Here is a 20,987-nt window from a genome sequence, read left to right as displayed (position 1 = left end):
CGGCTTTATGTCATCCAGTCTCAGCGCGCGCGGCCCCGCGCCGGCCCGCATGCCGCGGCGGTCCTGGGCGCCGCATCTCTTTACCCTGGCGTTCCTGGCAGCGTGGGAAGGCGCGTCGTGGCTGCTGCCGCCGTTTCTGCTGCCGGGGCCGGGAGAAGTGGCGCGGGGGCTGTACCGCTTCCTGCTCAATCCGCACCAGTTGTGGCACCTGGCGGTGTCCATCGGCCACGTGCTGGGCGCGATCGCGCTGTCCTTCGTCATCGGTGCCCTGCTGGCCTTGCTGCCGTACTACTTTCCGGTCTGGCGCTTCGCGGTCCAGCACCGGCTCGCGCCCCTGTTGAACGCCTTTCCGGGCGTGGGCTGGACCTTGCTGGCGGTGATGTGGTTCGGCATCAACTCCGGCGCGGTGATCTTCGCCATCAGCGCCGTATTGACGCCGTTCGCGCTGGTGAACCTGTGGGCGGGGCTGCGCAGCATGGACGAGGATCTGCTGGAGATGTCGCGCAGCTATACCCGCTCGCGCTGGCGTCAGTTCCGCCATGTGGTCGTGCCGCTGCTCTATCCCTTTGTGTTCGCCACGCTGCGCATCATGTTCGGCGTGGCCTGGAAGGTGACCCTGACCGCCGAGCTTTTCGGCGGCAATTCCGGCCTGGGCTACCTGATCAACATGGCGCGCCAGGATTTCGATACCACGACGATTTTCGTGTCCATCGTGCTGATCGTGCTGTTCGTCTACGGCACCGACCGCTTCGTCTTCTCACCCCTGCAGCACCGGCTGTCACGGCAATATGCGCAATAGCTCCGCATCCGCGCGCGGCGCCGAGGCGCCCGGTTGGAAAGCCCGCCTGCTGGGCGAAGGCCTGGTCGTGGCACTGCTTGCCGGATGGTGGCTGACGGCGCGCGGCCTGCCGGAGTTCGTGCTGCCCGGGCCGTTGGCCGTCGGGCGGCGGTTGCTCGATCTGTTCATCGATCCGGCGTTCCTGGGCCACACCGCCATTTCGACGCTGCGCGTGGTCGTTTCGGTGCTGCTGGCCGGACTCATCGGCAGCGCGCTGGCCTTTTTGTCGCACGCCGTGCCCGCGTGCGAAGCGATCGTGCAGGAACGGATCAAGCCCGTACTGAATTCCTTTCCTTCCATAGGGTGGGCGATCCTGGCGGCCATCTGGTTCGATGCCGGGGACTTCAGTGTCATCTTCGTGGAAGTGGCCATCCTGATCCCGTTCTGCCTGGTCAACGTGACGGAGGGCCTGCGGGCGATCGACCGCGAGCTGATGGAGATGGGCCGCAGTTTCACGCGCCACGCGCTGCGGGTGTGGTGGCGCATCACTTTGCCGCTGCTGGTGCCCTACCTGTTGTCCGCCATTCGCATCGCCTACGGTATCGCCTGGAAGATCGCCCTGGTGTCGGAGCTGGTAGGCGCGCCCAGCGGCCTGGGATACCTGATGCTGCGCGCCCAGACCACGGCGGACAGCGTGACTTTCCTGGCGACCTGCTTCGCCATCGTGTTGCTTTTCGTGGCGGGGGAGCGGCTGGTCATCGTGCCGCTGGAACGCCGCTTTGCCGCGCGATAAGGCGCGGGTGACCACACCATGACATTGTTGACCCCATGCCGCCGGCCACCGGAATCCGGATTCCGCAAGGTGCCCGGCCCGCGGGTCGGGAGACTTTCATGACAGATGCAAGCCCATCCATGCCCGTTGTCGCCACCCGCGCCGGCAAGCTGCGCGGCCGTATGGAAAACGGCGTCGCAGTGTTTCGCGGCATTCCCTACGCCGCGCCGCCGGTGGGCGAGCTGCGCTTCGAGCCGCCGCGCGATCATGCCGCCTGGCCGGGCGAACGCGACGCGCTGGCCGACGGTCCCATCGCGCCGCAAGGCCGCTCGCGCCTGGCGCACATCATGGGCGACTTCGAACGGCCGCAAAGCGAGGACTGCCTGACGCTGACGCTATGGACGCCGAAGGCCGATGCCGGCGCGCGACCCGTCATGGTCTGGCTGCATGGCGGCGCGTATTCCAGCGGCGCGGGCTCGCTGCCGTGGTACACGGGCGACCGTTTCGCGGCCAACGGCGATGTGGTCTTCGTGTCCGTGAATTACCGCCTGGGCGCGCTGGGCTTCCTGTATTTGCCCGGTATCAGCGACGGCAACCTGGGCCTGCTGGACCAGATGCAGGCCCTGCGGTGGGTGCGCGACAACATCGCCGCCTTTGGCGGCGATCCCGGCAACGTGACGGTGGTCGGGCAATCCGCGGGCGGGGGTTCCATCGCGGCCATGATGACCATGCCGGATGCCAAGGGCCTGTTCCATCGCGCCATCCTGCAAAGCCCCGGCATGGGGCGCCCTTCGCGCGGCGCCGCGGAAGCCGCCGAACTGGGCGCGCGCTACGCGCATATCGTCGGCATCGAACCCGGCGACGAAGCGGCGCTGAAGCAGGTGCCCGTGGGCAAGCTGTTGTCCGCGCAGGGCGAACTTGCGCGCAGCCTGGCGGGCTTTGCCGTGCTGTCGCTGCCGTTCTCGCCGGTGCGCGACGGCCGCGTCATCGAGGGCAACATCGTCGAACGCCTGCAGGCGGGGGTCGGTGGCGACGTGGACGTGATGGTGGGTACGACGCGCGAGGAGATGGCTGCCTTCCATTGCGTGGACCAAGCCGTCCTGAATGCCGACGAGGCGGCCGCCCGGCAAGTATTCGAGCGCATCTGCGGCCCCCGGTTCCAGGACTACTACGACGAATTTCGCCGCCTGCGCGCGGTGCCCAGCCCCGCCGCCATGCTGGGCGACCTGACCACCGACCAGGTATTCCGCATGGGCAGCCTGAGGTTGGCGGAAGGGCAGGCGAAGGCGGGCCGTGCCGCCTATGTCTATCAGTTCGACTGGCAGTCGCCGGTACCGGGATTCAAGTCCTGCCATTGCCTGGAGATCCCGTTCGTCTTCAACAACCGCGACAACTGGCGCGACTCTCCCATGCTGGAGGGCGCGGACGACGCGGAGTTCGAAGGGATCGCCCACGCCATGCATCGGGCATGGATCGCATTCGCGCGTGGCGGGAACCCCAATCATGCCGGCCTGCCGCACTGGGAACCGTATGGCCTGGAGCGGCGCGCCACGATGCGCTTCGATACGCTGATCGGAACGGTGAACGACCTGGCGGGGCTGTCCTATCGCTTGCCCTGGCCGGCGATCTGATCCTTTCGATCCCTGGCGCGGTACGGCCCGCCGGAAAGGGACGCCGGGGGCCACTGCGTTGGACGGCCAGGCGCCTGCCCGTCGGGCAGGCGCCTAGGACTTCAGGAAAAACACCGCTTCGACTTCCACGGTGGCGTTGCGTGGCAGTACCGCCACGCCCACGGCGGTGCGCGCGTGTTTTCCGGCGTCGCCGAAAAGTTCGATCAGCAGGTCGGACGCGCCGTTGACGACGGCTGGCACGGCGTCGAAACCGGCCGCCGCCAATACGAAGCCGTTTACCTTCAGGCAGCCGCCCACGAGATCCAGATCGCCGTCGCAAGCCTGCGATAGCGCGGCGAGCAGATTCAGCATGCACAGGCGCGCCGCCGCGTAGCCGCGTTCCACATCGTCCGGTCCGTGCAGGGCGCCCGCATAGATCGCCTTGCCGTCGCGGGAACTGGTCTGGCCCGCGAGGTAGACGATATCGCCATGGCGGCGGAAGGGAACGTAGCTGCCGGCCGGTTGCGGCAGGCGGGGAAGCTCCAGGCCGAGTTCACGCAGGCGGTCGGTGATGGGAGTCGTCATGGCTGCAAGGGATGAAGTAAGCGAATGGGTAGCGTCAGGATACCTTCGACTATTCCAGGTCCTTGAGCAGCAGATGCCAGAATTTGGCGCGCGCCGCCAGCGTGCTGACCAGGATGTGCTCGTGCAGCGTGTGCGCGCCATCGCCGTCCGCGCCCAGGCCGTCCAGGGTGGGGACGCCCATCGCGGAGGTGAAGTTCGCGTCGCTGCCGCCGCCCGTCATCGGCGCGTCGTCCAGCGTGAAGCCGGCGGCGGTGGCGAACAGCCTGGCCTTGCCCAGCAGCTGGGTGGTGGCTTCGGTCTTCACCATGGGCGGGCGATTCAGTTCGACGTCGATGTCCAGGCTGACGTCCTGGCCGACGGGCGTCAGCCCGCGCATGCGCCTGAGCGTATCCTCGGCCGCGGGCATGTCGGGCACACGGAAGTCCACCACGCAGCGGCACAGCGCGGGCACCGTGTTGGTGGCCGTGCCGCCTTCGATGGTGCCGACGCTGACGGTGACGCCGCGCGCGTAATCGGTGATGCCTTCCAGCGCCAGTATCTGGTGCGCCATTTCGCGGATGGCGCTGCGGCCTTTTTCATGGGCGACGCCGGCGTGGGCGGCGTGGCCCTTGATACCAAGCCGCAGCATGCCGGTGCCTTTGCGGGCCGTCACGCATTTGCCGCCATTGGCGCGCGCCGGCTCGCACACCAGGCCGTAGCGGGCGTTGCGCGCGTAGGCTTCGATAAAAGGCCGCGAGGCATGGCTGCCGGTTTCTTCGTCCGGCACCAGCACCATGTCGACCGGTAGCCGGCTCGAACCCGGCGTCGCCAGCCGGCCCATGGCCAGCAGCGCCATGTAGATGCCGGCCTTCATGTCATAGCAGCCCGGGCCGTACAGTTTGTCCCCCTCGATGCGATAGGGCGTTTCCCGCAGCGTGCCGACGGGGTGGACGGTGTCCATGTGCGCCAGTATCAGGATGCCGGGCCGCGTATCGTCCGCGGCGCGATTGGAGACCACCAGCAGCGGGCCCGTCGTGTCGCCCAGCGGCTTCAGTTCCGTGCGCAGGCCGGCGGCGTGCGCCTCGGCCTGTACCAGGCCGGCCATGGCGGCGACACCCGCGGGGAAATGGGTGGGCGATTCGCATTCGATCCAGGATCGCAGCCCCGCGGCGATATCGGCCGACGAGGGCAGGGCGGAAAGTGAAGGTTGAGCGGACATGGCGTTTCCTTGTTGTGGGTTTGCTCAGGCAACCGTTTTGCCGGCCAGCGCGGCCATTTCCGTGTCGTCCGGCATGCGGCCTTCGAACCACAGGCTGGCGCAGACGGCGGACATGGCCTTGCCGTCATGGCCGATGCCGGGCACCGATTGCAGGGTCCAGTTGAACGGCACGCCCAGGCGGGTGGCCTCGCGCTTGCCGGCTTCGAAGTAGTTGTGGGCACGCGCGTAGCGATGCGGGCCCTGGCGCTGGGCTGCCGGTTCGGAGGGCAGGTTGGGATCGCTGGTGGCAATGTCCTGGTCGCCCGCCAGGATGGTCATCGGGTAGCCCAGCAGGCGCACCAGATGGTCCTGCGCCAGGCCCACGCCATCCAGTCCCTCGGGATAGGGATGATCGAAGGTGGGCAGGGTGTACCAGCCGGGATTGCCGATCGTGACCGCCTTGAAAGGGGCGTGCGATTGGCTGCTCATCAGCCGATGCACGAACTGGCCGCCCGCGGAATGGCCGAACAGATAGGCCTGCTCGACCTCGGTGACGCCGGCGGCGCGCAGGTCGTTGAATACGCGTTCGACCAGCACATACGTCCAGCCGGCCACGGGGCGCACATTGCCGCTGGGCGTGAACACGCGGCCGTTGTTGTAGCTTTCCGTGCCGGGCCAGATTTCGTTGGAGAAGGTGGGCGCGACGATCAGCACGTTGTGCTTGTCGGCGGCGGGAATCCAGAAGTCCCGGTAGTCGTCGCCGTTGCGCAGCACGCCATGCTGGACGAACACCACCGGGCGGTCGGGCGTGTAGTGGTACGGCCGATAGGTGTGCAGCGTGAACGGCCGGTCGCTGTTGCGGTCCTCGTCGACGTAGGGAATGGCGTTGCGGCCCGGGTGGTTCAGGTCCAGGCTGATGCGTTCGGCGTTGGAGGCATTCATGGTTGTCCTTGGGGCAATCGGGTCCGGCGGTATGCGGGGAGGTCGTTGTTGCGCGAATCCTGGTGTGCTGGCACGCGGGCGCTTTCAGCCGGGCGCATCGTTCAGGTGGCAGGCCGACCAGTGCGCGGGCGCGATTTCGGCCAGCGGCGGCGTTTGTTCGCGGCAACGCGGCATGGCGTGAGGACAGCGCGGATGGAAGGCGCAGCCCGGCGGCGGCGCCAGCGGCGAGGGTATCTCGCCCTGGATGGGCGTGAACCGGCGGCCGCGCCGCTTCACGTCGGGGACTTCCGCCAGCAGCGCCTGCGTGTAGGGATGGTTGGCCGCGCCGAAGATCTCCGCGGCCGGCGCGGTTTCCACGATGCGGCCCAGGTACATGATGGCGACGCGGTCGGAGATATGCCGCACCACTCCCAGGTCATGGCTGATGAACAAATAGGTGAAGTTGTTGCGTTCGCGCAGGTCCATGAACAGGTTGATGACCTGCGCCTGGATGGATACGTCCAGCGCCGCCACGGGTTCGTCGCAGACCAGGAAGGAGGGCGCCACCATCAGCGCGCGCGCGATGCCGATGCGCTGGCGCTGGCCGCCGGAAATCTGGTGAGGGAAGCGGTCGCGATAGTCAACGCCCAGGCCAACGTCGGCCAGGGCGCTGTCGACGCGCGCGGGGATCTCGGCCGGCGCCGCCAGCTTGTGCACCTTCAGCGCTTCTCCGAGGATCTGCCGCACGCGATGGCGCGGATTCAGCGAAGCCTGCGGGTCCTGGAACACCATCTGGACGCCCAGGATGTAGTTCAATCGCTCGCGTCCGCGCAGTTCGGCCACCGGTCGGCCGTGGTAACGCAGTTCGCCCTGCGTGGGCGCGTGCAGGCCCGCCACCACGCGGCCCAGCGTCGATTTGCCGCAGCCGGATTCGCCGACCAGGCCGACCACTTCGCCGGCAGCGATCGTCAGGTTGACGCCGTTCACCGCGTGGACCACGGTGCGGTCGTTGCGGCGGCCGGCCAGGGCGAGCAGGCGCTGCGCGAGATCGGGACGCTGCCCGAAGCGCTTGTGGATGTCGCGCAATTCGATGACGGGTGCGTTCATGGGGGAAGCGCTCATGGCTGTGCTCCCGCCCGCGCCACCGGCGCGTAGCAATGGAAGCTGCGGGCGCCTTCGCGCGTGGGGCCGGGGAATTGTTCCGTGCAGCGTGTGACCGCGTTGCCGCAGCGGGGCCGGAAAGGGCAACCCGAAGGGCGCGCGGCGAGGCTGGGCGCCATGCCGTCGATCTGCCGCAGGCGCGCGCCGGGTTGGGCGGTGCCGGGCATGGATCGCAGCAGGCCCTGCGTATAGGGATGGCGCGGCGCATCCAGCACTTCGTCCACCGGCCCGGTCTCGACGATGCGGCCGGCGTACATCACCGCGATGCGGTCGGCCAGTTCCGCGACTACGCCCAGATCGTGGGTGATCCAGATCAGCGCCGTATTCTGCGTTCGGCAGATCTCCTGCATGCGATACAGAATCTGTCCCTGGATCGTGACATCCAGCGCCGTGGTCGGTTCGTCGGCGATGATCAGGTCGGGCTTGTTCAGCAAGGCGATGGCGATCGCCACGCGCTGGCGCATGCCGCCGGAGAATTCGTGCGGGAAGCTGCGCAGGCGGGCCTCGGGCGAGGGGATGCCGACCATGGCCAGCGCCTGCGCGCAGCGCGCCATGGCGTCGGCGCGGCTGACGTTTTCATGCGTCAGTATGGTCTCGGCCATTTGCTCGCCGATGCGCAGCACCGGGTTGAGCGTCATCAGCGGATCCTGGAAGATCATGGCGATGCGGTTGCCGCGCAGGCGCCGCATTCCTTCTTCGTCGCGCTTGCGCAGGTCTTCGCCCTTGAAGCGCACTTCGCCGGCGACGACCTCGCCCGGCGGATCGATCAGGCCCATCAGCGAAAAGCCGGTCACGGATTTGCCCGAACCGGATTCGCCGACCAGGCCCAGGATTTCGCCGCGGCGCAGCGTCAGGTCCACGCCGTCGACGGCCGGCCACGCGCCGGCGGGGGTATGAAATGCGGTGCGCAGTCCGCGCACCTCCAGCAGAAGGTCGCTCATCGGCGCGGATCCAGGCTTTCCCGAAGGCGATCGCCCAGGATGTTGATGGTCAGGATAAGGAACAGGAGTGCCAGGCCGGGGAACAGGCTGATCCAGTAATCGCCGGACAGCAGGTATTGGAATCCGTTGGCGATCAGCAGGCCCAGGGAAGGCTCGGTGATCGGCACGCCCACGCCCAGGAAGGACAGCGTGGCCTCCAGCGCGATCGCGTGGGCGATCTGCACCGTGGCGTAGACCAGAATCGGGCCGACGCAGTTGGGCAGCAGGTGCACGAGCATGATGCGCCATGCCGGAAAGCCCAGGTTCATGGCCGCTTCGACGTATTCCTTGCGCCGCTCCTGCAGCGCGCGGCCGCGCATGATGCGGGCATAGTGCGCCCATTGCACCAGCACCAGCGCCAGGATGACCTTGTCGACGCCGCGGCCCAGCACGGCCAGCAGCACCAGCGCGACGAGGATGGAGGGAAAGCCCAGGACGAAATCGACCAGGCGCATCAGCATTGCATCCACGCGGCCGCCCGCGTAGGCAGCCAGCAGGCCGACGGTACTGCCGATGGCCGTGGCAATGGCCACGGCGGACAGTCCGACGATCAGGCTGATGCGTATGCCGTACAGGATGGCGCTGAGCATGTCGCGCCCCTGGTCGTCGGTACCCATCCAGTACGTATGTCCGTCCAACGATACGGAACGCGGCGGCAGCCGTCCGTCCATGATGCTCAGGTTGGCAAGATCGTAGGGGTTCTGCGGCGCGAAGAACGGCGCGATCAAAATGATCAGCGCCAGCACGGCGAGCACAATCAGCGTGCCGCGGGCGGTGGGCCGGCCGCGCAGCTTGCGCAGGATCGCGGCTCGCCTCGGTGTCTCGGCCAGGGGCGGGACGGTGCGCGTGCGGCCGGAGGAAGCGGAATCGGGCATGGCGTGGGGATGAGTATGTCGGATGCGGGCAGGGCGGCGCTTAATGCGCCGGCGCGGTCAGCTGCACGCGCGGATCGAGCACGGCATACAGGATGTCGACGATCAGGTTGATCAAGACGAACAGGAAGGTGACGAACATGACGTAGGCCACCACCACCGGCCTGTCCAGCTGGTACACGCTGTCGATCAGCAGCTTGCCCATGCCGGGCCACGCGAAGACGGTTTCGGTGATGGTCGAATAGGCGATCAACTGGCCGAACTCCATGCCGACCACCGTGACCACGGGGATCAGGATGTTGCGCAGGATGTGGCGGCTGACGATGCGGCCCGGGCGGATGCCCTTGGCGCGGGCGAACTTGACGTATTCCTGGCTCTCGGCTTCGGCCACCCCGGACGCGGTCATGCGCAACACCAGCGCCACGTTGGCCAGCGCCAGGTTCACGGCCGGCATCGCCATGTGCGCCAGGCCGTCGCGCGTCAGGAAGGAAAACGGGATGCCCAGCACGCTGACCGTTTCGCCCCGGCCCGAGGCCGGCAGCCATCCCAGCCAGACGGCGAACATCAGTATCAGCATCATGCCCAGCCAGAAGGCAGGCAGGGAAAAGCCCAGCACGGATGTCGCGAGGATGCCGCGGCCCAGCGCCGTGTCGCGCCGCAGCCCCGCCAGCAGGCCCAGCGGAATGCCCAGCAGACAGGTCAGCAGGATGGCGGCGACCACGAGTTCGAAAGTGGCCGGCAGGCGCTGCAGGATCAGGGAGATCGCCGGTACGCCCTGCACGAAGGATGTGCCCAGGTCGCCGTGCAGGGCGCGCCACACGAAGCCGGCATATTGCTGCCACACGGGCAAATCCAGGCCGAGCCGGGCGATCATCTGCTGGCGATCGGCCAGGCTGGCTTCGGGACTGACCAGGAGTTCGATGGGATCGCCGACGGCATAGACCGCGAAAAAAACGACGACGGATACGGCAAGCAGGACGAACAGGCTCTGTATGAGCCGGCGCAGGATGAACAATGCCACGCGGCAATTCCCCGGATAATGTCTTTGGATGCGGCGCAAGCGCTTGGCCGCTACTTTACTGCGTGCGGCAGCGGCGGGATAGCCCGGGACTGCGTGCGGCGGTGGTCGCGCCTTAGCCGTCGGCGGTAATGGGGCGCGCCAGCCGCACGACGGTGACGCCGGCCCGCACATTGGCTAGCGACGGCATGATCAGCACGCAGTCGTCGTAGGGGGTGACGACCGGCTCGCCCTCGGACCAGCCTATGACGGTGCCGGCCTTGGCCAGTTTTTCCAGGCCTTTCCAGGGTTCGGCGAAGCGGAAATCCGCGCTCTTGGCGGCGATGGCGTGCGTCACCAGCAGGGCCTCCTGGCTGGGCGCCGTGGGCGCGAACCAGGCGCCGGGCAGGTCGGTGGATTCGACGATGCCCGACGCGACCAGGAAACGCGCGGTCTGGTCCATAGCCACGTCGCGGGCGGCCAGCGCGCCATGAAAGCCGCATTCGATCAGCAGAGAGCGCGTGCCGTTGTCGCCTTCTTCGCCGAATTTGCCGTAGTCGCGCATGCGCACGCCGGCCGCGTGGCCAGCGTCGGCGATGATCTTCGCCGGATTGCCCAAAGTCAGGGCCAGATCGATGTTGCGCTGCTGCACGCCGGCCATTTGCAAGGGCACGACCGAATTGCTCATGGAATGGATGTCCAGCAGCCAGTCGGCTTTCTTCAGCCAGGGCAGGATCGCGGCGGCGCGGCGGCGTTCCTGGGTGCCGTCGTCGGCCAGCCTGTCGTCGGTCCAGATGCGGTTCATGTCTTCGTCGACATACCGCGATGCGGCGTAACTGGCCGCATCGAAGCGGTCGAAGGCCGCCAGGTTGCAGAACGCCAGCGTCAACGCGCCGGTTCGCGGCCGCACGCCGTGCGCCAGCACGGCCTTCAAGGCCCAGGCGCCGCACAGTTCGTTGCCATGGATGAGCGCGGTCAGCATGACGCTGCGCCCGGGCAGGCCGGAGTCGAAGTGCCAGATGCCTTCCGTTCCCGTATTGCCGGCGCGTTCCACGTTCAGGTCGGGGCAGGGTAGTTCAAAGGGACGAATGGGGAGGGGGGCATCGGCGGGCATCGGGGCTCCTGCGATACGGTTCAGGTTCGGCAGCATGGGAAACACAAGAGGCGGGCGGCGCTCGCCGGAATCGGGCGGCGGGTCGGGAGGAGGATTCTGTGATGCCATGATCCAAAAGCGAAAGCGGCAGCGCGGTGAACCTATGACGGGGGAAGCGGCCGGTTGTAACGGCATGCCCGTGAGGCAAGCGTCCCGGTGCCGACGCCGATGTTGCGGTTACATCGGCTTTGCGATCCCCATGTGATGGCTTTTTCTTTCGATTCTAAGGGCCGCGCGAGGCCCAGGGCTATTAGAATATTTCGTCCTTGTATTGCCAAAAAGGCAAACCCTTGCCTTGCCGTCCGGGAGGTCGCCCATGCACGGTGTCGCTCTGAAATATTTCGCCGAGGTCGCCGCCACGGGTAGCCTGAGCGCCGCGTCGGAACGCCTTTTCGTGGCGGTGTCGGCGATCAGCCGGCAGATCGCCAAACTGGAGGCGGAGGTCGGCACGCCGCTGTTCACCCGCATGTCGCGCGGCATGGTGCTCAGCGAAGCCGGCGAACTGTTGCTGGCCCATGCCCGCCGCACCCTGCTGGAAGCGGATGCCGTGCTGCAGGACATCACCAGCCTGCGCGGCGCGCCCAGCGGGACCATCCGGGTGGTCGCCACCGACGGCCCGGCGCATCATTTCCTGCCCGAGGTGATGTCGGCTTTCCGCACGCGCCATCCGCATGCGCGATTCAGCCTGCATGTGTGTCCGCAGGCCGAGGCGGTGCGCCGGGTGTCGCAAGGCGAGGCCGACCTGGCCGTGTCCTTCAGCTCGGAATCGAGCCTGGGCACGGTGGCGCGCCATTCCATGCCCGCGCCGATCTACGCCGTTATGTGCCGTACGCATCCCCTGTCCCGCCAGGCTTGCGTCGTCCCGCGCGAGCTGCTGCCTTATGCGCTGGCGACCGGCGACGCCACATCGGCCACGCGCAAGCTGCTGGAGCGCTGCTGGCGGATGGAAGGCCTGAGCTTCGAACCCGTGTTCGTCAGCAACCTGTCGGCCGCGCTGATGTCGTTCGTGCGCAACTCCGACCGCGTGATGCTGGGGGCGTATCTTCCGGCGGAATCCGCCCTGCGGCGCGGGGGCCTGGTGGCGCGGCGGCTGGACCACCCGAAAATGGCGATGCGGCGGCTGCAGGTGCACACCATGGAGGGCCGCCTGCTGCCGGGGATGGTAGAGGAATTCCTCGGGCATATCGCCACATCGCTGCAAAATGTCGCCGATAGCATCCCAGCCCTGGGGCGGAGCCGGGCGGGCGCCCCCGCCACGCCGCGCGCGCGGCGGGCTTCGTCCGCCGGCAAGACACCTGCATTGGTGTGATACCCCCACGGCGGGTTATAGTTTCCGGCCACACTCCCTACGGCGGACGCCATCATGCACACCGACTACGCCGAGCTCGTCCGGCGCACCATCCGCAGCGTGCCCGACTGGCCCAAGCCAGGAGTGGTCTTCCGGGACATCACACCGGTACTCCAGGATCCGCGCACTTTTCGCGTCCTGATCGATCTGTTCGTCTACCGCTATATGCGGCAGCGGCTGGACCTGGTCGCGGGCGTGGACGCGCGCGGCTTCATCATAGGCAGCGTGCTGGCCTATGAGCTGAACCTCGGTTTCGTCCCGGTGCGCAAGCAAGGCAAGCTGCCTTACCGCACGGTGGCCGAATCCTACGCGATGGAATACGCCAACGCCGCCGTGGAAATGCATGCGGACGCCGTGCGCCCCGGCCAGCGCGTGCTGCTGGTCGACGACCTGATCGCCACCGGCGGGACCATGATCGCCGCGATCAAGCTGCTGCAGCGCCTGGGCGCCAATGTCGTCGAAGCGGCCACCATCATCGACCTGCCGTTCCTGAAGGGCGCGGCGGCCGTGGCGGAAACCGGCACGCCGCTGTATTCCGTCTGCCGTTTCGAAAACGAAACGGTCTAGGCCGGGCGCGCATACGGATCATGCGGTACGGCGGCGGTTTCCGAACGGGAGCACGATGAGCGTCAAGACGGCCCTGCGGGTTATCGAGATCATCGAGGTCTATGCGCGGGAAAAGCGGCCGCTGGCACTGTCGGAATTGGCGCGCCTGCTGGAAGTGCCGGTATCCAGTTGCCTGGCGCTGATCCGCACGCTGGCTGAACTGGGTTATCTGTACGAGGTGGGCCGCCGCAACGGCTATTACCCCACCAGCCGGCTGCTGGCCATGGCGCAGCAGATCGCCCGCAACGATCCCGTGCGCGACCGCGTGTATCCCAGCCTGCTGGAATTGCGCGAAGCCACGCGGGAAACCGTGGTGTTCGGCAAACTGACGCCTGATCACCGGGTCGTCTACCTGGAAGTGCTGGACTCCCCGCACACCATCCGCTATGCCCCGGTGGCCGGCGAATTCCGGGAGCTGCATGCCAATTCGCTGGGCAAGGCGCTGTTGTCCACGCTGCCGGTGGAAAAGCAAAGAGAGCTGCTGCGGCGCGGGCCGCTGGTCCGCTTCAACGACAGGACCATGGTAGAGCCCGAAGCGGTGGAGGCCGATATCGTCGCGTCGCGCCAGCGCGGCTGGTTCCGCAACCTGGGCGAATCGCTGGCCGAGGTCGGCGCCATCGCCTGGCCATTGGCGCTGGGCGGCGAACATTATGCGATTTCGGTGGGAGCCCCCGTCTATCGCATCGAACCCAACCAGGACGCCTACGCGCGCATCCTGCGCGCCGCCTGCGCCGCCCTGGAACAGAACGCGCAATAAAAAGTTGCCTCCCCGACCGCGGACGCCGCGGATCCGGCTCCGCCGGTCCGCCAGCGTCGCCCCTGGGGGGCGCGCAGCGCTGGGGGGGCTCCATCCTCTCCGCCAGCGTCGCCCCCTGGAGGGGGAAGCGCGCTGCGCTTCGGGGGTGGGGCTTTCCTAGTAGGATTTAGGCAGGCCCAGCACTTTTTCCGCGATAAAGCACAGGATCAATTGCGGGCTGACGGGCGCGATGCGCGGGATATAGCTTTCGCGCAGCAGGCGTTCGACATGGTATTCCTTGGCGTAACCCATGCCGCCCAAGGTCATTACCGCGGTCTGGCAGGCGTTGTGGCCGGCTTCCGCCGCCAGGTATTTGGCCGCGTTGGCATAGGGCGCGCAAGGCTGTCCCGCGTCGTACAGGGATGCGGCCTTGAACACCATCAGATCGGCGGCTTCCAGCTGCATCCAGGCCTGGGCCAGCGGGTGCTGCACCCCCTGGTTTTGCCCGATGGGGCGGCCGAATACCGTGCGTTCGCCGGCATAGCGCACGGCGCGGTCCAGCGCCGCGCGGCCGATGCCCACGGCTTCGGCGGCGATCAGGATGCGCTCCGGGTTCAGGCCGTGCAGGATATATTCGAAGCCGCGCCCTTCCTCGCCGATCCGGTCCGCGACCGGGATGCGCAGGCCGTCGATGAACAGCATGTTGGAGTCGACCGCCTTGCGCCCCATCTTGTCGATTTCGCGGACTTCCACGCGTTCGCGATCCAGGTCGGTATAGAACAGCGAGAGCCCGTGCGTGGGCTTGTCCACGTCCGCCAGCGGCGTAGTGCGCGCCAGCAGCAGCATCTTGTGCGCGACCTGCGCCGTCGAAATCCAGATTTTGCGCCCATGCACAACGTAGTGGTCGCCTTCGCGCACCGCGCGCGTGGCCAGGCGGGTGGTGTCCAGGCCCGCGTCGGGCTCCGTGACGGCGAAACAGGCCTTGTGCTTGCCGGCGATCAGGTCGGGCAGCCAGCGGGCGCGCTGTTCCGCGTCGCCGAACACGACCACCGGATTCAGGCCGAAGATGTTCATATGCACCGCCGAAGCCCCAGCGAAGCCGGCACCGGAAGCGGCGATGGTTTGCATCATCAGCGCGGCTTCCGTCATGCCCAGGCCCGCGCCGCCGTATTCGGCGGGCATGGCGATGCCCAGCCAGCCGTCGCGCGCCAGGTCGGCATGCAATCCGTGCGGAAAGCCGCCTTCGCGATCGCGTTCCAGCCAATAGTCGTCCGGATAGCGGGCGCAGATCTGTTCCACCGCGTCGCGGATCGCGATTTGTTCCGGCGTGAATGCGTAGTCCATCAGCGTTTCCCATCGTAGGTGGCCTGGGCGTCCAGCAGCGCCTGGATGGCCGATTCGGCGAAGCCCGCTTCGCGCAGGACTTCGATGCTGTGTTCGCCCAGGCGGGGCGCGGGCCGGCGCAGCGCCGTCGGGGTCGCATCGAAGCGGCCCAGCGGTGCCGGTGTGCGCAGGCGCCCTTCCGTGGGGTGCTCCACGGTGCGGATAAACCCCGTGGCCCGCAGATGCGGGTCGGCGACCAGATCCTCGATGCCGTACAGGCGCGAGGCGGGGATGTCCGCGGCGGCCAGCAGCCGCAGCCAGTCTTCCGTGTCGCGTGTCAGCATGACCTCGGCGACGTAGGCGTAGACCGCGCCGATGTGTTCGGCGCGCGCCGTATGCGTGCAAAAGCGCGGGTCCGCCGCCATGGCGGGCTGGCCGATGGCCTCGAAGAAATTGCGCCAGTGCTTGTCGTTGTAGATCAACAGGCAGATGTGGCCGTCGCGCGTGGCGTAGGGTTTGCGATGGGGCGCCAGCAGCCGCGCATAGCCGGTTTCCCCGAGCGGCGGGTCGAAAGTCCAGCCGCCCAGATGATCGCCCAGCACCATGTGGGCCATGCCCTCGAACATGGGGATTTCCAGGCTCTGGCCCTGGCCGCTCGCGCGCGCGTGCAGCACGGCGGCCAGCAGCGCGATCGCCATGTGCAGGCCGACGGCGCGGTCCGCCAGGGTCAGGGGCGCGTAGCGCGGTTCGCCTTCGCTTTGGCGGCGGAACAGGTCGGCGATGCCGGTCTGCCCCTGGATCAGGTCGTCGTAGGCCGGACGCCCCGCATACGGGCCGTTTTCGGCATACCCGTAGGCGCCGGCATAGACGATATCCGGCCGCCGCGCCGCGAAGGCGGCGTAGTCCAGGCCGAGCCGCGCCATGGCCCGCGGGCGGATGTTGTACAGCACCGCATCGCAATCCCGCGCCAGCGCCAGGCAGGCATCGCGTCCGGCGGGCTGCTTCAGGTCCAGCACGATGGAGCGCTTGTTGCGGTTCAAGTGCAGGTACAGGTGTCCCATGCCGGGGTTGCGCATGGGGCCGACGGCGCGCATGTTGTCGCCCGCCGGGGATTCCACCTTGATGACATCGGCACCCAGGTCGGCCAGGACCTGGGTGGCATAGGGGCCCATCACCACGGCGGTCAGGTCCAGGATGCGTACCCCGGCCAGCGGGCCGGCGATGGGCTCGCCGGCGGGCCCGCGCGCTGCGTCGTCTTGTCTCATTGCTGCTCTATTCCCGCGTCCTTGATCAATTTGCCCCACAGTTGCAACTGCTGCGAGACGAAGGCGGAGAAGTCCTCGGGTGTGCCGCTGAAGGCATCGAAGCCCAGGCCCGCCAGCTGCTTGCGTACCTGCGGGTCGGCGACGATCTTATTGATGGCGGCGTTCAGCGTATGGACCACGTCCTCCGGCATCCCGGCCGGGCCGAAATAGCCGTTCCAGGAATTGATGTCGAAGTCGGATATCCCCTCGTCTTCCATCGAGGGGATGTCCGGCACCACGCTGCTGCGCGCGGCGGTCGAGACGGCCAGCGCGCGCATCTTGCCGGATTGGACGAAGGGCAGCCCGGACGCGACGTCGGTGAACATCATGTCGACCTGGCCGCCGATCACGTCGGTAATGGCCTGGGGGGTACCCTTGTAGGGGATATGCACGATATCGATGCCGGCGCGGTGCGCCAGGGTGGCGCCCGCCACGATGCCGGTGCTATTGCCGCTGGCATAGGTCAGTTTGCCGGGATGGGCCTTGGCATAGGCCACCAGCTCGCGCACCGTCTTGACGGGCAGCTTGGGGTTGACCACCAGGATGAAGGGCAGGTTGCCACCGCGCGCGATCGGCGTGAAGTCCTTGACCGGATCGTACGGGACGTTCTTCATCAGGTACGGCGCGGCCGAATGGGAAGTATTGGTGGTGACGAACAAGGTGTATCCGTCAGGCTTGGCGCGCGCCACGTAAGAAGCGGCGATCGTGGCGTTGCCGCCCGGCTTGTTCTCCACCACGACCTGGCCGTTCAGCAGACGGCCCAATTCGGTGGCGAAAATCCGCCCCACGGCATCCGTGCCGGAGCCGGCCGGGAAGGGCACGATCAGCGTGATGGGCCGGTCCGGATAGGCGGCCCGGGCCTCGGGCTGGGCCAGCAGCGCGGCCAGCCCGAAAGCGGCGGCCGCCATGGCGGCCAGGCGGCCGACGAAGCGAATGCGGTTCATGGTGATTGTCTCCTGTATGGGTTTTCTTATGCCTGCCGGATGACCCGGTCAGGGTTTTCTTCGTAAGGCGGGGTGTAGATCACCAGCAGGCGCGCCGGCTGTTCGCTGGTGACGGTGAAGACGTGCGGGATGTCGGGCGGGAAGTAGCAGCAGTCGCCGGCCTGCATGTCGGCGGCGACGCCGTCGACCTCCGCCCGCGCGGTTCCGGAAAGCAGGTAGCAGACCTGCTCGATGCCGGGATGGGCGTGCGGCAGCGCCCCCTTGCCCTTTTCGATGACGCCCAGGATCACTTCGACATTGCGGGCGCCCACGTTTTCGCGGCCGATCAGCCGGCGATTGGTGGTACCCAGGTGGTTGGCGGGGTGGTAGCCGGGTACGTCGGCCTCGCGGACCAGCCAGGGGGGAAGGGAAGTGGCCATTGTGTCTCCAGTTTTCTCCATTGTGAATGTATTTTCACAACCATGAAAAATAGAGTCAAGGGCGAATTCAAGCACGGGAGGCGGGCGGGCCGCTTCCCGGTGGGCAAGGCGGTGGGGGCTAGCGCTGTTCCCGCAGGCGCGGCTGGATGAAATCCAGGAAGGCGCGGGTCTTGGCGGGAATCGTGCGCGAGGGCAGCAAAGCGAACAGCGGCAGGGGCGTCAGGCCCCACTCGGGCAGCACCCGGACCAGGCCCACCGCGGCGATGGCCTTTTCCATTGCGTGGAATACGGGCAGCGGTACGATGCCCATGCCGCGTGCCGCCAGGCGCGCCAGCATGCCGGTGTTATTGGCGATCAGCCTGCCGAACACCGCCACCCGTTCGACGCGTTCGCCGGAATGGAGCATCCAGTAGGACGTCGCGCCTTCGCCGGAGGGAAAGCGCAGGCAGTCGTGATGGCTGAGATCCGCCGGGGTCAGCGGTTGTCCGTGGCGGGCCAGGTAATCGTGGGACGCATAAAGGTGATGGTCCATCAGCATCAATTGCCGCGAAATCAGGCTGGAATCCGGCTGCTGGCCGGCGCGCAGGACCAAATCGAAGGGATTGCTGATCGGGTCCAGCGGGCGGCCGCTGAGGTCGAATTCGCATTCGATGTCCGGGTATTGCTCCGTGAATTCGCGCATGACGACCGGCAGCACCAGGTGCGCCAGGCTGACGTACATGGAAACGCGCAGGCGGCCGCGGGGCAGTGCCGCCATATCCTGAAGCTGCTCGTGGGCCACGCGGGCCTCTTCGATGATGTGGCGGCAGCGTTCGAAGTACAGGGCGCCCGCTTCGGTCAGGTCGATGCGGCGCGTCGTGCGCGTCAGAAGTTGCAGGCCGACACGGCGCTCCAGTTCGGTAACGCGCTTGGAGAGCGTGGCCGAAGGAATGCCCAGCGCTTCGGCCGCATGGCTGAAATTCTTGCGCTTGGCGACTTCGACGAACAAAGCGATGTCATTGAGCTGGATGTCCATCCGGCGCGTCCCGCTGGGTATGCCCGCGACTGCGGGGTCGATCAGAGTATCAGTTTATAAGCCGGATTTTCCGTCTCGTTCCAGCAGGGATACGCCAATTCGGCGATGAACTGCTTGAACTGTTTCTTGTCCGACGGCGGCACCTGGATGCCGACCAGGATGCGGCCGTAGTCCGCGCCCTGGTTGCGGTAATGGAAAAGGCTGATGTTCCAGCTGGGATTCATGGCGCTCAGAAAGCGCATCAGCGCGCCGGGGCGCTCGGGGAATTCGAAGCGGTACAGCAGTTCGTCGTGCGCCAGGGACGACCGGCCACCCACCATATGGCGCAGGTGGGTCTTGGCCATTTCATCGTGCGTGAGATCCAGCGTGTCGAACCCGTGGCGCCGGAAATTGGTGGCCAGTTTTTCGGGTTCCGCCGGCGACGACACCTGCAGCCCGACGAAAACGTGGGCACGCACGGCATCGGATATCCGGTAGTTGAATTCCGTGACGCTGCGGTCGCCCACCAGTTCGCAGAACTTGCGGAAGCTGCCGCGCTGTTCGGGCATGGAGACGACGAACACCGCTTCGCGCATCTCGCCGACCTCGGCACGCTCGGCGACGAAGCGCAGGCGGTCGAAATTCATGTTGGCGCCGCAGGCGATCGCCGCCACGGTCTTGTTCTTCCACTTATGCTGGGCCAGGTACTGCTTGGCGCCGGCCACCGCCATCGCGCCGGCCGGTTCCAGCACGCTGCGGGTATCCTGGAATACGTCCTTGATCGCCGCGCAGATGGCATCCGTGTCGACGACCACGAAGTCGTCCACGTATTTGCGCACTAGCTTGAAGGTTTCCGCGCCCACCTGCTTGACCGCCGTGCCGTCGGAAAACAGCCCGACGTCGTTGAGCACCACGCGCCGTCCGGCGCGCACGCTGCGCAGCATGGCGTCGGAGTCTTCCGTCTGCACGCCGATGATTTTTATCTCCGGCCGCAACTGCTTGATATATGCCGCCACGCCGGAAATCAGGCCGCCGCCGCCGATGGCGACGAAAACCGCATCGAGCTGGCCCGGATGCTGGCGCAGGATTTCCATGCCCACGGTGCCCTGTCCGGCGATGACGTCCGGATCGTCGAAGGGGTGTACGAACGTCAGCTTCTGCTTGCGTTCCAGTTCCTTGGCATGGGCGTAGGCGTCGGAGAAGCTTTCGCCCGCCAGGACGACTTCGCCGCCAAGCCGCCGCACGGCGTCGACCTTGACGTCCGGGGTGGTGGTCGGCATGACGATGACGGCGCGGCATCCCAGCCTGCGGGCCGACAGCGCGACGCCTTGCGCATGGTTGCCGGCCGAGGCCGCGATCACGCCGCGCGCCAGTGCCGCGGGCGTCATGTTGGCCATCTTGTTGTAGGCGCCGCGCAGCTTGAAGCTGAACACCGGTTGGGTGTCCTCCCGCTTGAGCAGCACCGTGTTCGAAATTCGCTGGGACAGCAGGGTGGCCGGTTCCAGCGGGGACTCGACGGCGACGTCGTAGACCTTCGAAGTGAGGATGCGTTTCAGATAGTCGGTGGACATGGACTGCAAGGCACGGGTTTGGAAAGCGTCGGGCAGATTACCACAGGGTTCCGGCTACACTGCGCGGCATGGAAGCAGCCTTGACGTCCGCCGTGAACTGGCTCCTGGCCACGTTGGCGCTGCCCAACGTCGGCCTCAGCGCCATATTCATTATCAGCCTGGTTTCCGCGACCCTGCTGCCCCTGGGCTCGGAACCGGCGGTGTTCGGCTACGTGAAGCTGGTGCCCGATATGTTCTGGCCGGCCGTCCTGGTCGCCACGGCGGGCAATACCGTGGGCGGGGCGATCAGCTACGCCATGGGCTGGGGCGCCTGGCGCGCCGCCGAACGCTGGAAGGAAAAACACCCGCACCGCGCCCACGAGGCCCGCGCCGGTGCCGGGCAGGGACGCTGGCACCAGAAAGCCCACGACTGGCTGCACCGCATGGGTCCGCCGGCGCTGTTGCTTGCCTGGATGCCGGCCGTGGGGGACCCGCTGTGCGCCGTGGCGGGATGGCTGCGCCTGGCATTCTGGCCTTGCCTGGTCTACATGGCGATCGGTAAATTTCTGCGCTACCTGGTGATGACCGGCAGCCTGGTATGGATGTTTCCGCACGCCTGAGCGCGGGCGGGACCCTGCCGGGCGCCGCCCGCTTGCGCGCTGCGCGAAACCGGCGGGCTGCCGGCCGGTTGCCGGACGCCGGCTTCAGCACGGTGTCAGCCGGTGCCGCCCTGGGGTTTTTCCGGAGCGGCATCATC

21 protein-coding genes are annotated in these 20,987 nt (G+C 67.1%); 7 read left to right on the top strand and 14 right to left on the bottom strand.

What is annotated here, in order from left to right:
* Positions 1-7: 7 nt before the first annotated feature.
* The 3 genes from CAL28_RS26240 to CAL28_RS26230 all read left to right on the top strand — a co-directional run bounded on the left by CAL28_RS26240 (position 8) and on the right by CAL28_RS26230 (position 3,181).
* Positions 8-799: an ABC transporter permease gene (locus CAL28_RS26240; RefSeq protein ID WP_094844035.1), complete on the top strand. Its 792-nt coding sequence runs from the start codon at positions 8-10 to the stop codon at positions 797-799.
* Positions 789-1,571: an ABC transporter permease gene (locus CAL28_RS26235; RefSeq protein ID WP_094844034.1), complete on the top strand. Its 783-nt coding sequence runs from the start codon at positions 789-791 to the stop codon at positions 1,569-1,571. Before CAL28_RS26240 ends, CAL28_RS26235 begins: the two co-directional genes overlap by 11 nt.
* A gap of 98 nt (positions 1,572-1,669) precedes the next feature.
* Complete coding sequence (locus tag CAL28_RS26230) at positions 1,670-3,181, top strand: carboxylesterase/lipase family protein (protein WP_176464112.1); 1,512 nt, start codon at positions 1,670-1,672, stop codon at positions 3,179-3,181.
* A gap of 93 nt (positions 3,182-3,274) precedes the next feature.
* On the opposite strand, the gene CAL28_RS26225 is transcribed toward CAL28_RS26230, so the two are convergent.
* The 8 genes from CAL28_RS26225 to CAL28_RS26190 all read right to left on the bottom strand — a co-directional run bounded on the left by CAL28_RS26225 (position 3,275) and on the right by CAL28_RS26190 (position 10,967).
* The gene (locus CAL28_RS26225; protein WP_094844032.1) at positions 3,275-3,745 is read right to left on the bottom strand and encodes a RidA family protein; all 471 of its coding nucleotides are present in this window, start codon (positions 3,743-3,745) and stop codon (positions 3,275-3,277) included.
* Positions 3,746-3,794: 49 nt separating this feature from the next.
* The gene (locus tag CAL28_RS26220; protein WP_094844031.1) at positions 3,795-4,943 is read right to left on the bottom strand and encodes a M20 family metallopeptidase; all 1,149 of its coding nucleotides are present in this window, start codon (positions 4,941-4,943) and stop codon (positions 3,795-3,797) included.
* A gap of 24 nt (positions 4,944-4,967) precedes the next feature.
* Positions 4,968-5,864 carry an alpha/beta hydrolase gene (locus tag CAL28_RS26215; RefSeq protein WP_094844030.1) on the bottom strand — a complete coding sequence of 299 codons (897 nt, stop codon included), beginning with the start codon at positions 5,862-5,864 and terminating at the stop codon, positions 4,968-4,970.
* A gap of 84 nt (positions 5,865-5,948) precedes the next feature.
* Positions 5,949-6,965 (bottom strand): ABC transporter ATP-binding protein, encoded by a 1,017-nt coding sequence (locus tag CAL28_RS26210; RefSeq protein ID WP_094844029.1) that lies wholly within the window; start codon positions 6,963-6,965, stop codon positions 5,949-5,951.
* Complete coding sequence (locus CAL28_RS26205) at positions 6,962-7,945, bottom strand: ABC transporter ATP-binding protein (protein ID WP_094844028.1); 984 nt, start codon at positions 7,943-7,945, stop codon at positions 6,962-6,964. The genes CAL28_RS26210 and CAL28_RS26205 overlap by 4 nt, the downstream gene beginning before the upstream one ends.
* Positions 7,942-8,859 carry an ABC transporter permease gene (locus CAL28_RS26200; RefSeq protein ID WP_094844027.1) on the bottom strand — a complete coding sequence of 306 codons (918 nt, stop codon included), beginning with the start codon at positions 8,857-8,859 and terminating at the stop codon, positions 7,942-7,944. The genes CAL28_RS26205 and CAL28_RS26200 overlap by 4 nt, the downstream gene beginning before the upstream one ends.
* 40 nt (positions 8,860-8,899) lie before the next feature.
* The gene (locus tag CAL28_RS26195; protein ID WP_094844026.1) at positions 8,900-9,877 is read right to left on the bottom strand and encodes an ABC transporter permease; all 978 of its coding nucleotides are present in this window, start codon (positions 9,875-9,877) and stop codon (positions 8,900-8,902) included.
* 112 nt (positions 9,878-9,989) lie between these two features.
* Complete coding sequence (locus CAL28_RS26190; RefSeq protein ID WP_094844025.1) at positions 9,990-10,967, bottom strand: succinylglutamate desuccinylase/aspartoacylase domain-containing protein; 978 nt, start codon at positions 10,965-10,967, stop codon at positions 9,990-9,992.
* Positions 10,968-11,322: 355 nt separating this feature from the next.
* Between CAL28_RS26190 and CAL28_RS26185 the strand changes: the two genes are divergently transcribed.
* Genes CAL28_RS26185 through CAL28_RS26175 form a run of 3 tightly spaced genes read left to right on the top strand, consistent with a single transcriptional unit; the run spans position 11,323 to position 13,717 of the window.
* A complete protein-coding gene (locus tag CAL28_RS26185) occupies positions 11,323-12,315 on the top strand; it encodes a LysR family transcriptional regulator (RefSeq protein ID WP_094844024.1) in 993 nt (330 codons plus the stop codon).
* A 54-nt stretch (positions 12,316-12,369) separates the two neighbouring features.
* Positions 12,370-12,921: an adenine phosphoribosyltransferase gene (locus CAL28_RS26180; protein WP_094844023.1), complete on the top strand. Its 552-nt coding sequence runs from the start codon at positions 12,370-12,372 to the stop codon at positions 12,919-12,921.
* Positions 12,922-12,976: 55 nt separating this feature from the next.
* Positions 12,977-13,717 (top strand): IclR family transcriptional regulator, encoded by a 741-nt coding sequence (locus CAL28_RS26175; protein WP_094844022.1) that lies wholly within the window; start codon positions 12,977-12,979, stop codon positions 13,715-13,717.
* Between the two features lie 156 nt (positions 13,718-13,873).
* Here the strand turns inward: CAL28_RS26175 and CAL28_RS26170 are convergent, their stop codons facing one another.
* From CAL28_RS26170 to ilvA, 6 genes are all read right to left on the bottom strand, one after another.
* The gene (locus CAL28_RS26170; RefSeq protein WP_094844021.1) at positions 13,874-15,040 is read right to left on the bottom strand and encodes an acyl-CoA dehydrogenase family protein; all 1,167 of its coding nucleotides are present in this window, start codon (positions 15,038-15,040) and stop codon (positions 13,874-13,876) included.
* On the bottom strand, positions 15,040-16,284 hold the full coding sequence (locus tag CAL28_RS26165) for a CaiB/BaiF CoA transferase family protein (RefSeq protein WP_094844020.1): 1,245 nt from the start codon (positions 16,282-16,284) through the stop codon (positions 15,040-15,042). The genes CAL28_RS26170 and CAL28_RS26165 overlap by 1 nt, the downstream gene beginning before the upstream one ends.
* Positions 16,281-17,267 (bottom strand): Bug family tripartite tricarboxylate transporter substrate binding protein, encoded by a 987-nt coding sequence (locus tag CAL28_RS26160; RefSeq protein ID WP_440588415.1) that lies wholly within the window; start codon positions 17,265-17,267, stop codon positions 16,281-16,283. Before CAL28_RS26160 ends, CAL28_RS26165 begins: the two co-directional genes overlap by 4 nt.
* 26 nt (positions 17,268-17,293) lie before the next feature.
* Positions 17,294-17,686, bottom strand: a complete 393-nt coding sequence (locus tag CAL28_RS26155; protein ID WP_094844019.1) for a cupin domain-containing protein — start codon at positions 17,684-17,686, stop codon at positions 17,294-17,296.
* A 118-nt stretch (positions 17,687-17,804) separates the two neighbouring features.
* Positions 17,805-18,701 carry a LysR family transcriptional regulator gene (locus CAL28_RS26150; RefSeq protein ID WP_094844018.1) on the bottom strand — a complete coding sequence of 299 codons (897 nt, stop codon included), beginning with the start codon at positions 18,699-18,701 and terminating at the stop codon, positions 17,805-17,807.
* A 41-nt stretch (positions 18,702-18,742) separates the two neighbouring features.
* Complete coding sequence (gene ilvA, locus CAL28_RS26145) at positions 18,743-20,251, bottom strand: threonine ammonia-lyase, biosynthetic (RefSeq protein ID WP_094844017.1); 1,509 nt, start codon at positions 20,249-20,251, stop codon at positions 18,743-18,745.
* A gap of 68 nt (positions 20,252-20,319) precedes the next feature.
* Between ilvA and CAL28_RS26140 the strand changes: the two genes are divergently transcribed.
* Positions 20,320-20,850, top strand: a complete 531-nt coding sequence (locus CAL28_RS26140) for a YqaA family protein (protein ID WP_094844016.1) — start codon at positions 20,320-20,322, stop codon at positions 20,848-20,850.
* Positions 20,851-20,987: the final 137 nt, after the last annotated feature.

The organism is Bordetella genomosp. 11, assembly GCF_002261215.1.
Taxonomy (GTDB): Bacteria; Pseudomonadota; Gammaproteobacteria; order Burkholderiales; family Burkholderiaceae_B; genus Bordetella_C.
Note: the sequence above shows the minus strand (reverse complement) of the source record. Positions and strands in the feature narration are given on the sequence as shown.

Bases quoted from the DNA above. Each gene is read 5' to 3' on its own strand.
- CAL28_RS26240 (WP_094844035.1), top strand. From the start codon at position 8: ATGTCATCCAGTCTCAGCGCGCGCGGCCCCGCGCCGGCCCGCATGCCG.
- CAL28_RS26235 (WP_094844034.1), top strand. From the start codon at position 789: ATGCGCAATAGCTCCGCATCCGCGCGCGGCGCCGAGGCGCCCGGTTGG.
- CAL28_RS26230 (WP_176464112.1), top strand. From the start codon at position 1,670: ATGACAGATGCAAGCCCATCCATGCCCGTTGTCGCCACCCGCGCCGGC.
- CAL28_RS26225 (WP_094844032.1), bottom strand. From the start codon at position 3,745: ATGACGACTCCCATCACCGACCGCCTGCGTGAACTCGGCCTGGAGCTT.
- CAL28_RS26220 (WP_094844031.1), bottom strand. From the start codon at position 4,943: ATGTCCGCTCAACCTTCACTTTCCGCCCTGCCCTCGTCGGCCGATATC.
- CAL28_RS26215 (WP_094844030.1), bottom strand. From the start codon at position 5,864: ATGAATGCCTCCAACGCCGAACGCATCAGCCTGGACCTGAACCACCCG.
- CAL28_RS26210 (WP_094844029.1), bottom strand. From the start codon at position 6,965: ATGAGCGCTTCCCCCATGAACGCACCCGTCATCGAATTGCGCGACATC.
- CAL28_RS26205 (WP_094844028.1), bottom strand. From the start codon at position 7,945: ATGAGCGACCTTCTGCTGGAGGTGCGCGGACTGCGCACCGCATTTCAT.
- CAL28_RS26200 (WP_094844027.1), bottom strand. From the start codon at position 8,859: ATGCCCGATTCCGCTTCCTCCGGCCGCACGCGCACCGTCCCGCCCCTG.
- CAL28_RS26190 (WP_094844025.1), bottom strand. From the start codon at position 10,967: ATGCCCGCCGATGCCCCCCTCCCCATTCGTCCCTTTGAACTACCCTGC.
- CAL28_RS26185 (WP_094844024.1), top strand. From the start codon at position 11,323: ATGCACGGTGTCGCTCTGAAATATTTCGCCGAGGTCGCCGCCACGGGT.
- CAL28_RS26180 (WP_094844023.1), top strand. From the start codon at position 12,370: ATGCACACCGACTACGCCGAGCTCGTCCGGCGCACCATCCGCAGCGTG.
- CAL28_RS26175 (WP_094844022.1), top strand. From the start codon at position 12,977: ATGAGCGTCAAGACGGCCCTGCGGGTTATCGAGATCATCGAGGTCTAT.
- CAL28_RS26170 (WP_094844021.1), bottom strand. From the start codon at position 15,040: ATGGACTACGCATTCACGCCGGAACAAATCGCGATCCGCGACGCGGTG.
- CAL28_RS26165 (WP_094844020.1), bottom strand. From the start codon at position 16,284: ATGAGACAAGACGACGCAGCGCGCGGGCCCGCCGGCGAGCCCATCGCC.
- CAL28_RS26160 (WP_440588415.1), bottom strand. From the start codon at position 17,267: ATGAACCGCATTCGCTTCGTCGGCCGCCTGGCCGCCATGGCGGCCGCC.
- CAL28_RS26155 (WP_094844019.1), bottom strand. From the start codon at position 17,686: ATGGCCACTTCCCTTCCCCCCTGGCTGGTCCGCGAGGCCGACGTACCC.
- CAL28_RS26150 (WP_094844018.1), bottom strand. From the start codon at position 18,701: ATGGACATCCAGCTCAATGACATCGCTTTGTTCGTCGAAGTCGCCAAG.
- ilvA (WP_094844017.1), bottom strand. From the start codon at position 20,251: ATGTCCACCGACTATCTGAAACGCATCCTCACTTCGAAGGTCTACGAC.
- CAL28_RS26140 (WP_094844016.1), top strand. From the start codon at position 20,320: ATGGAAGCAGCCTTGACGTCCGCCGTGAACTGGCTCCTGGCCACGTTG.